Here is a 12,803-nt window from a genome sequence, read left to right as displayed (position 1 = left end):
CATGATCAAGACCCTGACCGCCATCGCCATCGCGGGGGCGGCCATCGCTTCCAGTATGCCCATAGCGACCGCCGAGCCGGGCTGTACGGCCTCCGGGCTATCCTCTGCCCTGGGCCAGGTCGCCAACTCCACCGGGGCGTGGTTGAGCGCCCATCCAGAGGCGGAGGCGGCGGTCAACACGGCCGATGAGAACGCCATCCGCACCTACTTTGCCACCCACCAGGGTGAATGGCGCGAGCTGCAGGGCATCGCCTCCCCGCTTCGATCCTTGCGCCAGTCTTGTCCGCAGCAGGTCAGCCCCGGTGACGTCGCCCGGCTCTATGACGCGATGGCGAGCTGATCAGGGTCCGCGGAGATGCGGTAAGGGGGACTCGGAGACGCCGTTGGCGTGCAGCATGGGGTGCTGGCAGAGAGAAACCAGTCCCACGGCCCAGTCGAGCAGGACCGGCGGGGTGGAGCCGAGGTATGGCGACGACCCGTACGCAGGTTCGTCGGTCTCGGCTTGATCGTCGGCATACCTTGGGCGGTCTGGTACTACGCGGACAGCAACCCGCCATGGGCGCCGGTTGCCTACGCATCCTCGAACGCATCATCACCGAAGCCTGGTGATCGTCATGTCCGGCCGCAGGTTCACACTCGTCGAATCCCACGCTAGGCATCCCAGCGCAGGAGCGGCCAACAACATTGTCGTAAGCCACTCCCGGCGGTCCCCGAAACCTCGTTTGAGAAGCGGCTGCCCAATCGTTTATTCGTGCATCCTGATGATGCACGCGCTACCGCCGTAGAGACACCACCTGGGCAATGACGGAATAAGCGCTGCGCGGCACTGAATCGACGATCCACGCCATCGATCCAGGTGAGACCCAGCCCACCGAAAATGCGGGGCGATCTCCGCTCTTCCGCCTAGCCACGCGCAAAATGTCACTGCGACGAATTGATTTGCTGCGCAGCCTTTCTGAAACGCCGTGTAGGGCGTGCCGACCACGGCGCAGAGGGCTTCGTAGTGGCCTCAGCCGGACGCCATACCCCCGTTGATACTTCTCCCAGCCGAAACCGTCTGCTGCCGAGCCATGAAAGGCGTTCGCTATCCGTATAGGTGCGCGAACATTACGCTGCGGCGTGCCGTTATGGGCGCGGGCGGCTCGGTCGTGAGCAGCGTGCCGCTCGAAAACTAGGTTTTGGCGATGAACTGGGCCGGCAAGGCCCCTCGGCAGTCGTATCGGTTCACACCACGAGCTACCGAGGGGCCCGCGCTCATCGCTGACCTACGGAACGATCATCCAACGGGAGACGTCCCGATAGGAACCTAGGCTCCCTTGCCGTGGCGCGAGTGATTCGCGCCCTGGCCGTTGCCGTGATTGCCGGCATTGCCCCCGCCCTGGCCGTTGCCGTGGTTGCCGGCATTGCCCCCGCCCTGGCCGTTACCGTGGTTGCCGGCATTGCCCCCGCCCTGGCCGTTACCGTGGTTGCCGGCATTACCCGATCCTTGACCATTGCCGGGCTTGTCGGGCTGGGTCGGTTGCTTGGGCGGAACCACTGGGCCGGGTGCATGCGGTCCTGTCACCACCGGTCCTCCCGGGACCTGCGGAACCGGCGCCTGCGCCGGCGGGATCTCCGGACCAGGCGCCTGCGGTCCTGACACCACCGGTCCCCCCGGGACCTGCGGAACCGGCGCCTGCGCCGGCGGGATCTCCGGACCAGGCGCCTGCGGCCCTGACACCACCGGTCCCCCCGGGACCTGCGGAACCGGCGCCTGCGCCGGCGGGATCTCCGGACCAGGCGCCTGCGGCCCTGACACCACCGGTCCCCCCGGGACCTGCGGAACCGGCGCCTGCGCCGGCGGGATCTCCGGACCAGGCGCCTGCGGCCCTGACACCACCGGTCCCCCCGGGACCTGCGGAACCGGCGCCTGCGCCGGCGGGATCTCCGGACCAGGCGCCTGCGGCCCTGACACCACCGGTCCCCCCGGGACCTGCGGAACCGGCGCCTGCGCCGGCGGGATCTCCGGACCAGGCGCCTGCGGCCCTGACACCACCGGTCCCCCCGGGACCTGCGGAACCGGCGCCTGCGCCGGCGGGATCTCCGGACCAGGCGCCTGCGGCCCTGACACCACCGGTCCCCCCGGGACCTGCGGAACCGGCGCCTGCGCCGGCGGGATCTCCGGACCAGGCGCCTGCGGCCCTGACACCACCGGTCCCCCCGGGACCTGCGGAACCGGCGCCTGCGCCGGCGGGATCTCCGGACCAGGCGCCTGCGGCACCGGCAATTGCGGCGCGCCGTAGCTCAGCTCTGCGGCATGAGCGACGGACGAGAGGCCCAGTGCGGCTGCGACAGACGCCGCACCAGTGAATCCCCATAAAACAACCCGCTTCATATGTCTCCTAATTTCTTGGAGTGAACTGTGTATGTGCATGGAATTGACTGCACATCCCAAGTGGCCGAACGGATTTCGGTTCGACCGACACCGTCTTGACGGCTACGTGCGATTTGAAACCCAACTGAGCCACAGATCACACCGGCGTCTGTGGCAGCCAAGTCGAAGGATGTTGCTGCGTCACGGATGCACCGCTACTCAATGCCGCACGCTCTGTGCATATTCGGGCGAAGAGCTGCGCAGGGTGTGGAGCCGTCAGGCGGTGTAGACGAGATCCCTTGTATGCAGCGCTGATTGCCGACGTGCGCCATAACCGCGGAATAGTCATCCAGCAGCGACGGGCGAGTTCGTCAGCAAACTCAGTCAGCGCAACTTCCGTTCGTCCATCACGCAGCAACTGGCTGGCCGGAATGCCTGTGTTGGCGCCGACCGGTGGGCAGCACATGCGCGCAGCGGCGCCTCACCGCGACAGCGGCCAACACACGAAACCGCCCGTGTTGCAAACAGACCACGACGACGCGTCGGGTGACAGACCAACGTTGCCGCCCGTTCTGGCCGAACTGGTCGTCGCGGGTGTGACCGGTCACTGCGGCTGGTAAAACCCCGCAGGCTATCCGGTCGCGTTCGTGTCAACCAGCGAGGTCGTGGAACAAGGGGAAACTTCGATATAGTTCGCTCGCAACTGGTCAGTCGCTGGTGCGACCATTCGGGGTAGGACGTGACGACATGGCGCCATCGTGAGATGAATGCCGCGCCTGGTGGGCGCTACGGCGCCGCCTGTACCCGGCGGGGCGCTGACGAAACGACAGAAGTCATCGGCAATTACCTGACATTCGAATCTGCTGCGACACCGCATGATAGACAATACCGTGGGTTACTGGTAACCCGCCGTATTCGTCCTGACTTGCAGCAGCTCATCGGTCGAGATGTGGCAGGGGAGAGGCGCCGATTGCCGCGATGGCTGCCGACCATCGGGTGAGTAGTCGGCCTGCGCGGCGGCGGACCGATGCGACCTTTCCGAGGTAAACCGGCCGTCGGTAGGCCAAGGCAGAATTGTGCGCCATGACATGGTTCGTTGAGTTCCGGGGACGACGACGCCGGCTATCTGGCCTCAAGGACGGCGCGCATCGAACTTCCCAGGTGTGCTTACCGAGAGGATGCGACCAACCCACGTCGCGCAGAGCACCAAACCGCGCAGCCGCCCCGCCAGCTCGGGGTGCTCGACAAGCGCGCGGATCGCGATGAACCCGCCCGTCGAGTGCCCAACCAGCACGCCGTCGTGCACCTCGAAGTGCTCCAACACCGCGGCGTCGTCGGCCGCCATGGACTCCGACCCAATGCCGGCAGAGCCGATCGTGGAGCGGCCATGGCCCCGCTGGTCGAACGCAATGACCCGATGACCGCGGTCTAATGGCCTCCCCCACAAGATGTTCCACTCCGCGAGGGGGGTACCCGTACGCGATCGCGAGGACCACCGTCGGCCCTTCTCCCGCCACCACGCCGCGAATGACCGTCCCGTCCGGGCGACCAATGAACACCTGCTGATCGCGGGGGAACAGGTCCGGATTGCGTTCGATGGCCGCGACCGCCGCCCGCGCCGCGCACCACCCCGCCACCCCAATTGCACCAACCAAGCGGTCACGCGGGGCTAGCGCTGCAATCCTGCTCATTTCCTACACCGCTCAGTAGAACCGCGACCCGACACTCACCGAGGTCGATATCGTGCCCCGCAAGCTCGCCGGGCTCACCGTCATCTCAAGCGAGCGGGCTGGCATGTAGGTGCTGAGTGCATTCCGTTTGCGCGTTCGGTCCAACACGACGCGCGCCAGCGGGCCCTCAAGCTCGACTCGGAGCTGCCCGCCGGCGTCGCCATTCATCGTGGCCGAGGGGTGGTGCGCTGCAGTCTGGTCCAGCATCGCTCGGTGAGCAGGTCGATGTTGGCGCGACCGCCCAGGTCGTCGCCCAGCCCGGAGGAGGCGACGCCGGACGGGACCTGCGATTCATGCATCGCCGAGCCGTCATTGACGTGCACGATGCCGGAGCGGACCCGGTCGGCGACGGCCCAGGCGTTGTCCAGGTCGCGGCCGAACACTGCCGTGGGCAGTCCGAACCGGGTGCCGTTGACGATCTCGATTGCCTCCTCGACGGTGTCGACCACGCTGATCGGCGCAACGGGTGCGATTACCTCCTCGTCGTGCAGCGGCATCCCGGTGCAACGTCGGTGACCACGGTCGGGCGTAGGAGGACACCGCCGACGGTGCCGCCCTCGACAACGTGGGCACCCAGCTCGACAGCGCCCGAAACCATTTCGAGCGCGCGGTCGGCCTGACGCTCAGACAACATCGGGTCGACGTCCACGTCGCCGAGGAAGGGATCGCGACGGTGAGGGCGTGGGCGCGTTCGACTGGCCAGTGTGGTCATGATCGCTTCGATTTCGATCGGGGTCGACCGCCCAAGAGTGGCCTGGCGTCGACGACGGTGGTAGGTCCGTTCGATCCAGCCGTCGGTGATGCCCTTACAACGCGCTGGCCGATACCGCCATCGGCCTGTACAAGACCGAGCGCTGCGCGAGGATTCACCGTGCCCTAACGGCCCGCTGCGCACGCTGACCGACCGCGAAGACGCCACCTCTGCGTTGGATGCACTTGTGCAACACCACCACGCTTATGCACCGTCTGAACCGCCGACCCCGGCAGAAGCCGAGGCTGAGAACTACGGTCACCACCAGATCGGGCTGCACACCGATCACATGTAACGAGATATGCACGAAAGCCGGGACACTTCAATGTGATCGACCGCAGTTCGTAGGCATGGACCGGTAACTTTCCGTGCTGACTGGGCGGGCTCAATAGCGGTCTGGTCCACCATCTCGCATCGGGTCGCAACGCGTTTCGGCACCCGCCCGGACGGTGCCCGCTCTATCTCACCAATTAAGGGGCCTCGTCGTCTCGTCGAGCAGAAGGTTCGGCCCGTCGTGTTACGAGGCAGCGGGCGACTCGATGACCGGTCGGCTATAAAGGCTCACGGTCACCGCGGCAGAGACGCCCGCGACGACCAACAGGCCCCAGCCACGGTGGAACGCCCCAAGTGAAGCAGCGTGTCCCTGACCCAGCAGCACGACGACCAGCGCCACGCCCACTGCACTGCCCACCTGACGGGCGGTGTTCAACACCGCGCTACCCGTAGTCGCCCGCTGCGCCGGCAAGGCGCTGGCGGCAGCGAAGAGCGGCGCCTGCACCAGCCCCGCGGCACAACCCGCCAGCACCAGACCTGGCAGGAAGCCCGTGAGGTAATCCGGTTGGTTGGGGGCGATCGCGACCCACCAGGCACCCGCGCCCGCCAGGCACAAGGCACCGACGATCGCCGGCAGGCGCCGCCCGAGTCGCGCGCCGATACGGCCGGCGTTGATCGACCAAAGCAGCGCAACGAACGGCCCCGGCGCGATGGCCAACCCCGTGCGCAGTGCGCTGTAGTGCCAAACGTCCTGCAGAAGCAACACACTGATGAGCACCCATGCCGCGAAGCCAATGAAGTACAGGAACAGCGCCAGGGTCGCACCCGTGAAGGAACGGGAAGAGAACATAGACGCTTCGATCAGTGCGTGTGGGTGGATGACCGACCGCCGCACAGTGAGCGCGGCAGCCACGGCCGCAACGGCATACAGCGCCAAGACAGGGGTGGTGAGCCATCCCCAGCTGGGTCCTTCGACGGTAGCCAGGACGAACGCAGTGATCGCCGTCAACAGGGACACCGTCGAAACCGGATCCGGGAGATGGGATCCCGTAGCCGCGCGGTGGTGTGGCACCGCACGGACGGCGAACGCCACGATGAGTAGCCCGATCGGCACGTTGATCAGGAAGATCCACCGCCAGCCCAGGCCGACTAGCAGCCCACCGACAGTCGGGCCCAGCGTCCCGGCGACCGCAGCCAAGCCAGCCCACAGTCCCACCACCATGTTGTGTCGTCTCACCGGGAAGGCTTGCAGGAGAAGGCCAAGGGAGGTCGGGACGATGACCGCGGCGCCCACCGCCTGGGCGGTGCGGCCCCCGATCAGGATCGCTAGCGACGGCGCTGCCGCACATAGCGCGGAGGCCACCGTGAACACGATCGTACCGACCACGAGGAAGCGCCGGCGTCCGAAGTGATCGGCGAGCCGCCCGGCTGGGATCAGTAGGGCGGCGAAGACCACCGTGTACGCGTTGAGCACCCACGACAATGTGCTCAACGAGGCTCCCGCGTAGGTGTCGCCCATCGCCGGCAGGGCCACGTTGACGACGAAGAGGTCCAGCTGCGCCATGAAGGCGACTGCACCGAGAACGGCCATCGCCGCCCACTTCCTCGGATGGTCATCGCCCCGCACGAACGAGTCGATGTGGGGCAGTTGTGCCATCTCTAGCCCTCCACAGACACTTTGTGTAGTGCGAACGATCTCATCGACGCCATCGCAAGGTTTCCCCAGTGGTTTCCAACAGGCGTCGGCGGCGCACCGCATGATGACGGGCGTGGTCATTCGGCAGGATGACGTAGTGGCGGCCCTTCATGTCAACGACACTAACGCGAAATTGTGGACGGCGCGAACCCGCACCTCGGTAACGCATGCACCCTACGACCGCAATCGCGGGCCCTGACTACGGGGAGCAATCGTCTGGACCATCCAAATCGCCGCCCGGTGCCTGCCGCACATCCAATCACTGTGCCCCAATGTGTACGGTGATTACGGGCTGGTTGACGCGCGTAGTCCGCGCGATTTATGGCGCCCCACAGATTGTGATTACGGCGTCGCCGACGTCAACATCGCCACCTCCGGCGCGGTGTTCGGCGGACCGTCTGGTGATGAGAAACACGGTGGCGGCTTCGGTGCTAGCGTTCTTGATCGCAAGCACCCTGTTGATTGCTGCCGCTGCGCGCGCAGCATTAAGCTGGTAGCCGCCATGTTGCGACCCGATACATTTGCCGCGCAAACCGAACCCCTTGTCAATGTGCGCTTCGCGGTCGCCCACCTGGTCTACACGGGGACCCTCAGCCGAACCGACGGCGAGGCGATCGTGCAGGCGGCCGCACACCTTCACTTCAGCGAGCGCACCTATCCTACGATTCTGGCCGCATCCGGCCTTGCCGACGATATAGGCATAGCCGCCATCATTACCCTCTTGAAGCGCATCAACCTCAAGGCAGATGACGCATTGCTGCTCCTTGAGACCCTCGCCCACGCCGAACCGAAACAAACTTAGCCCCGCCAGCCCTCGCCGCCGGCGAGCCGATGGTCGCGCCCACTGCCTGGCGGATCTGCTCGACCCACCGGTTGTGGAGCGTGTTCGGCAAGAAGCGCGGCAAGAACGGCAAAGTGGACCCGCCAGTGCACGACGATCTGGTGGAGCGCGACTTCAGCGCCGAAAATTAAATCGGTTGTGGCTGAGCGATATCACCGAGCATCCGACTCTCCTTGGGTTCCAGTAGTCGTTGCAACACTTCACGAAGGGTGGCGATGTTGTCGGGACCGAAGTACAGCAAGGAGCAGAAGGCGCAGTTCTTTGAGCTGCTCGACAGAGATGGCAGTGTAAGGGCGGCCGCTGATGCGGCAGGGGTGAACGTCCATGCGGCATATAGCTGGGTCCGACAGGCCGGGCTGGTGATGCAGCGGCGTGCACCACGCAGGTACACCGAACAGGAGAAGGCCAAGTTTCTACGGCTGGTAGCGGAGCGGCTAAACATCTCGACCGCTGCTCGCGACACGGGGATTCATCGCCCCACGGCGTACGCCTGGGCGCGTAAGGCCGGGATCTTCACCAGTGAGGCCCGCAAGGTCAATCCGCGCCGGGAGGAGTTTCTGCGGCTTCGCTCCGAGGGGCTCACGCGGCGCGAAGCCGCCAGGAAGGTCGGTGCCGAAAACCGTTCGGCTACCGACTGGGACAAAGGCATCACGATCATCCATCGTGGCCGGGTCTACCCGGATGGTCGCATTGTGCGCTACCCGGAGCCGACAATCACAACCATGAAGCCTGCACGTCCCAAGCGCCACATCGGCGGCACCGTCGACTTGAACCGGGTTGAAAAGGTTATTGATCCGCGTTACTTGAGCCTGCTCGAGCGCGAGCACCTCAAGGACCTACACTCGACGGGTATCTCGATCCGCAAGATCGCGGCCGCGATGCAGCGGGCGCCGTCGACGATCAGCCGAGAATTGAAGCGCAACACCGTGTCCAAGTCCGGGTACCTTCCACACACCGCGCATCGGTTGTCCGCGCAGCGCCGGATTCGCGAGCGCCCGCTGAAAGTGCTTGCCAGCACTGAGCTGCTGGCCTACGTCAAGGCCAAACTGAAGAAGAAGTGGTCGCCGGAGCAGATCAGCAATCGGCTGTCCAGAGACTGCCCTGACCGGCCGGAGATGCAGGTGCGCACCGAGACGATCTATCAGGCGATCTACGTGCATGCCCGCGCTGAGCTCAAGCGCGAGTTGGTGAGCGGGTTGCGTCGCGGTCGCGGAGTCCGTAAGCCGCAGAGAAGATCCGATGCGCGTCGGCCCCGGTTCGTCGACCCGATGAAACCAATCAGTGAGCGACCGGCCGAGGTTGGCGATCGCGCCATCCCGGGCCATTGGGAGGGCGACCTCATCATCGGCGCCAACCAAGGATCAGCGATCGCCACTTTGGTTGAACGGTCCAGCCGCTTTGTGATGCTCGGGCTGGTTGGGCGCGACCGCAGCGCCGAGATTGTTCGTGACACCCTCATCACGACCGTTTCCCGGCTGCCCGAAACGCTGCGCGGCACGCTGACCTGGGACCAAGGCGCCGAGATGTCAGAGCATCGCGCATTCACCGTCGCGACCAACATGGATGTCTATTTCTGTGAGCCGGCGTCTCCCTGGCAACGCGGCAGCAACGAGAACACGAACGGGTTGCTGCGCCAGTACTTCCCGAAGGGACTTGACCTGTCGCATCAGTCCGTCGAGCATCTTGAGGCGGTCGCCGACGAACTCAACACCAGGCCACGAAAGTCACTCGATTGGCAGACCCCAACGGAACGTCTTGCTGCTTTAATGAACGCGTCATAATGCCGACCGTTGCAACGCCATGGCGGCACCCCGGCCGGGAACGTCACCACGACGTGGACGGGTTCATCGGCCAGCGCGGCCAGCGCCGTTCGTGCTCGGGCAGTGTCGCCCAGGAACTCTGAAGAGGTCGACACCAGCACGATGGGTCGATCGATCGAAGCGAGCCATACCGGCGTTTCTTGTGGGATGGGATCGAACGCGCAGGCGCCGATCAGCGCAATCGAGTCGTCCCAATCCGGATGCGGATAGTCGAACGGTTGGGCGGTGGCCACCAGTTTCAGTGGTGCCCGGCGCCCGTAATCATCAGCCGATGTGATCGGCGGCACCCCGACTCGTGCGCGTAGACGGTTGAGCGGACCGGCCATCCCTTTGTCGAATACGCCGGTCACCATCGGTCGAAGCAGCGCGTCGCGAACCCGACCAGCCAGACCCGGCCACGGCCGCAGCCCAGGACCCCACGGCGGCACTCCGCGCGATCGCAGGTAAGGAAGGAACGGCCAAAACGACAACCACGGCAGACCGCTGGCTTCGGCCCCCGCAGCCGCGCCCCAGCAGTTCGCATCCACGAGCACCACATCGGGGCCGACCTCGTCGATCGCCGCGGCCAGATCGGTTACTTCATACTCGGCGTGCCGCGCGAATGTGCTCAACGCCTTTTGCAGGGCGACTTTGGGGTTTGGGGCGTCGGCGTCGTCCAAGGGCATGGTTTCGATACGGGGATCGACGGCCGCGGTCGCGCAGCCTAAGCCGAGACCAGTGTCCACACCGGCGGACAGGGTGCGCAACGCAATGTCATGTCCCCGGTCGCGCAGCTCGCTCAGCAGCGCACTAATCGGGAACAGATGACCCATCGCGGGTGTGGTGTACGCCAAAACTGTTGCCACAATGATCTTTCCGTATTCGAGGCGCTGAGCTTTCCGATAAAGATGGCCCGACCACGTGGATCCAAAGGATGCAGCAGAGGTCCCTCAGATGCGCAAGTCGCCGATCGATGGGTTCTAGCAGTCAACGAGTATCTGGTCGCCAGGCATCCTGAAGGTCTTACTTATCAGGCAAGATGGAGTCAGCGACACGGTTGACTTCGAACCGGCGTGGCACCTTCTGGCTCGTTACCACGATTGATTTGATTTTTCGGACAACTCCCGCCGCCTCGCCGCGCGCCACGCGCTGTCCCAATTGATTCCGGTACACAACGGATCTCTTATGATTCGTCGTGCGACATCCGTGGTGAGAGGGGTGGCCAGCGCTATGCGCTGTAGCTCAGCCACACCGGCAGGGCAGCGTTCAAGTGCTGCATGAACTTGAACAGCCCCACACGGTACTCGCCAAACCCTAGCCGGTCGGTCTTGTAATCTGGGAACGCGATTCCGATCCCGAAAAGACCGGGGGCGAGAATTCCATTGGTCACGTTGTGCTCCAACGGACCCCATTGTGGGGTCAAGGGAAGGCGCCTGGGTTCGAATCCGATGGTGTAGACGACGTGGTCGCACACCTGAAGTAATTCCTGAAATTGCGGACATCGGACCGAATACCTCTTAAGCCGGTCCGGGTGTAGCCCGTCAATGTTTTCCCGAGCCCAGCACGCCGCCTGCCCCTTCAAACCGATGGAATCGAACAACGTCCAGTCCTCGAAGTTAACGGCGTACGTGAGCGGGCCGCGGTAGAAGTCGATGACTTGCGTTACCGGATTAGCCAATAGGTTGGGTAAGGCGATCATCGCCGAGTGCGACGCACCGAAGACGGCAACGGTCGCACCTTCCAGCGGTTGCTGCGCCAGTGTCTGGGGATCGAGAGCCACTTCGACCGGAATCTCTTTTAATCCCTCGTAGGCGAGCTTCTTGGGGACTGAGCCGACGGCGAGAATCACGTTGCGCGAGGTGATTTCACGGTGCTCGGTGCTCACGATCCACCGCCTGTCTCGCAATGAAAGTTCGGTCGCGATCGTTTGAATGGCCGTCACCCGCTCACGAAGGTGCTGCGAAATCCACAGCAGCGGGTCGGCTATTGCCCCGAGTGGGCACGTGTCCTCGGGTTGGATCTGGTTCAGTTCGAAATGGGGTGCCTCGGCGAAGCGGAAAGACGGTGACGCGTTCAAGTAGTCCGGAATAGCGCGACACGTGTGTTGCTGTGGACGGCTCGCCACTTTCCACCGATGTCCCCAGCGGCGAACTGAGGGTCGATCCAGGCAACTTCGGCAGGCGCGATGCCATGGTCGAGGAGCCTTCCCACCGCCGCGATCCCCGCAGGACCTGCTCCTACGACGGTCCAGTCGTATCCTGTCATTTCTGCCCTTTCAGTTCAAAGAGTGTGGTCAGCGCCATCGGTGAATGGCACGGCCCACTGGCACTCGCGATTCAACAAATCTGCACGGTTGGCCTTCAGGCCCGCCGGGCCTAGTTTTTGCCCGATCTTGGTCCTCAGCCCGAGTGGCGCCGGAATAGCCTGGTGTAACGCCTTTTTGGCTGCTCTAAACAGCACTTCTCTGCCCGAACTTCCCGCCCGGATGTGTTGGCAGCTTTGGTGGAGACTTGCCGGAGGTGCTATTCCGCGTTGCGGGAAGCGAGAAACAGTGCCGCCATGATTTGCGGGTTGGTGAGGTCGTGGCCTCTTGAATAATGGAACCGTTGTCGAGTAGGAAATTCCCTGCGGCGTAAGCGCGGTCGGTTTTTAAGAAATCGGCGATCAGCACCGTGACGATCTCGCGGCCGACCGCGACGTCAAACGGCTCAGCGCGCTCCCGAAAGTTGTGCCCGCGCCGCTGCACATCCTCAGCTGAAGCGAGAGCGACCCTCAGCGTCGTGGGTAATGCTCGCTGCTGGGCCACGTCGGTCTCCTCTCGCCATATTTGGCCGGCGCTGCAGGCCTGCGACCAGCCTCGCCTGTCAACCCGTGATGCGGCATCCGTGAAACCCTCGGGCGTGCCCCTGGTTAACGCCCCGGTTTGGCCCTGATTGACGAAACGGGGTGGTGACAGGTGAGGCCGACCGCATCGCGAACGATGGCGATGCACAGCGGATCTTGGGCTGTTGTTCTCCGAATAATGTTGGTGCAGAGTCAAACCCAACGCCGACCAGACGCGTGACACCACCGAATGGGATAATCTAAGTGCCCGCCATCGACGACGTCTATCAGTCCATAGCGCCGGACGCCGCACGTCCTGTGTTTGGTGAGTGCCTGACGGCGAAGTCGTGTTGATTGTGCGCGTGGGACATCAACGTGGGCGCCGTTTGGGCGCTCGGCCACGCAAGTGATGCAACTTATCAAGCCAGCGCATCGGCGGCCGCATCGACGGCGGCGTGATCAGGCGGTATCCATGCCCAATTCTGATCACGCGAGCGTTGGAAATGTGGCTACCATCATCGCCAGTGCGGCGCCGCG

10 protein-coding genes and 3 pseudogenes are annotated in these 12,803 nt (G+C 64.4%); 4 read left to right on the top strand and 9 right to left on the bottom strand.

The annotated features are described in order from the left end of the window. The first annotated feature begins 1 nt into the window (after position 1). Positions 2–340 (top strand): hemophore-related protein, encoded by a 339-nt coding sequence (locus tag ACVWWN_RS21875; RefSeq protein ID WP_457145713.1) that lies wholly within the window; start codon positions 2–4, stop codon positions 338–340. Positions 341–364: 24 nt separating this feature from the next. On the opposite strand, the pseudogene ACVWWN_RS21870 reads toward ACVWWN_RS21875, so the two are convergent. From ACVWWN_RS21870 to ACVWWN_RS21845, 6 genes and pseudogenes are all read right to left on the bottom strand, one after another. Continuing rightward, positions 365–466, bottom strand: a pseudogene (locus ACVWWN_RS21870) (arabinosyltransferase C-terminal domain-containing protein); the annotation flags it as partial. An 840-nt stretch (positions 467–1,306) separates the two neighbouring features. Beyond that, positions 1,307–2,374 carry a hypothetical protein gene (locus ACVWWN_RS21865; RefSeq protein WP_457145712.1) on the bottom strand — a complete coding sequence of 356 codons (1,068 nt, stop codon included), beginning with the start codon at positions 2,372–2,374 and terminating at the stop codon, positions 1,307–1,309. A gap of 1,111 nt (positions 2,375–3,485) precedes the next feature. Next, entirely contained in the window at positions 3,486–4,001 is a 516-nt protein-coding gene (locus ACVWWN_RS21860; RefSeq protein WP_457149225.1) for an alpha/beta fold hydrolase, read from the bottom strand. 246 nt (positions 4,002–4,247) lie between these two features. Further along, positions 4,248–4,580, bottom strand: a complete 333-nt coding sequence (locus tag ACVWWN_RS21855; protein WP_457145711.1) for an aldehyde dehydrogenase family protein — start codon at positions 4,578–4,580, stop codon at positions 4,248–4,250. Continuing rightward, positions 4,556–4,795, bottom strand: coding sequence for an aldehyde dehydrogenase family protein (locus ACVWWN_RS21850; RefSeq protein ID WP_457145710.1), 240 nt, complete (start codon positions 4,793–4,795; stop codon positions 4,556–4,558). The genes ACVWWN_RS21855 and ACVWWN_RS21850 overlap by 25 nt, the downstream gene beginning before the upstream one ends. A 556-nt stretch (positions 4,796–5,351) precedes the next feature. Continuing rightward, entirely contained in the window at positions 5,352–6,764 is a 1,413-nt protein-coding gene (locus ACVWWN_RS21845) for an MFS transporter (protein ID WP_457145709.1), read from the bottom strand. A 313-nt stretch (positions 6,765–7,077) separates the two neighbouring features. Here ACVWWN_RS21845 and ACVWWN_RS21840 point away from each other — a divergent pair, with 313 nt between their 5' ends. The 3 genes and pseudogenes from ACVWWN_RS21840 to ACVWWN_RS21830 all read left to right on the top strand — a co-directional run bounded on the left by ACVWWN_RS21840 (position 7,078) and on the right by ACVWWN_RS21830 (position 9,425). After that, a complete protein-coding gene (locus tag ACVWWN_RS21840) occupies positions 7,078–7,605 on the top strand; it encodes a hypothetical protein (protein ID WP_457145708.1) in 528 nt (175 codons plus the stop codon). Then, positions 7,602–7,813, top strand: a pseudogene (locus ACVWWN_RS21835) (IS3 family transposase); the annotation flags it as partial. The gene ACVWWN_RS21840 and the pseudogene ACVWWN_RS21835, both read left to right, overlap by 4 nt. A gap of 193 nt (positions 7,814–8,006) precedes the next feature. Then, positions 8,007–9,425: an IS30 family transposase gene (locus tag ACVWWN_RS21830; protein ID WP_457149224.1), complete on the top strand. Its 1,419-nt coding sequence runs from the start codon at positions 8,007–8,009 to the stop codon at positions 9,423–9,425. Here ACVWWN_RS21830 and ACVWWN_RS21825 read toward each other — a convergent pair. From ACVWWN_RS21825 to ACVWWN_RS21815, 3 genes and pseudogenes are all read right to left on the bottom strand, one after another. Then, on the bottom strand, positions 9,311–10,309 hold the full coding sequence (locus tag ACVWWN_RS21825) for a glycosyltransferase (protein ID WP_457145707.1): 999 nt from the start codon (positions 10,307–10,309) through the stop codon (positions 9,311–9,313). The genes ACVWWN_RS21830 and ACVWWN_RS21825 overlap by 115 nt on opposite strands. Positions 10,310–10,671: 362 nt before the next feature. Continuing rightward, positions 10,672–11,708: pseudogene (locus ACVWWN_RS21820) on the bottom strand (FAD-dependent oxidoreductase). 184 nt (positions 11,709–11,892) lie between these two features. Beyond that, positions 11,893–12,249, bottom strand: a complete 357-nt coding sequence (locus ACVWWN_RS21815; RefSeq protein ID WP_457145706.1) for a hypothetical protein — start codon at positions 12,247–12,249, stop codon at positions 11,893–11,895. Positions 12,250–12,803: the final 554 nt, after the last annotated feature.

The sequence above is a fragment of the Mycobacterium sp. URHB0021 genome (assembly GCF_054057895.1).
Note: the sequence above shows the minus strand (reverse complement) of the source record. Positions and strands in the feature narration are given on the sequence as shown.

Bases quoted from the DNA above. Each gene is read 5' to 3' on its own strand.
- ACVWWN_RS21875 (WP_457145713.1), top strand. From the start codon at position 2: ATGATCAAGACCCTGACCGCCATCGCCATCGCGGGGGCGGCCATCGCT.
- ACVWWN_RS21845 (WP_457145709.1), bottom strand. From the start codon at position 6,764: ATGGCACAACTGCCCCACATCGACTCGTTCGTGCGGGGCGATGACCAT.
- ACVWWN_RS21865 (WP_457145712.1), bottom strand. From the start codon at position 2,374: ATGAAGCGGGTTGTTTTATGGGGATTCACTGGTGCGGCGTCTGTCGCA.
- ACVWWN_RS21830 (WP_457149224.1), top strand. From the start codon at position 8,007: ATGCAGCGGCGTGCACCACGCAGGTACACCGAACAGGAGAAGGCCAAG.
- ACVWWN_RS21855 (WP_457145711.1), bottom strand. From the start codon at position 4,580: ATGCCGCTGCACGACGAGGAGGTAATCGCACCCGTTGCGCCGATCAGC.
- ACVWWN_RS21850 (WP_457145710.1), bottom strand. From the start codon at position 4,795: ATGACCACACTGGCCAGTCGAACGCGCCCACGCCCTCACCGTCGCGAT.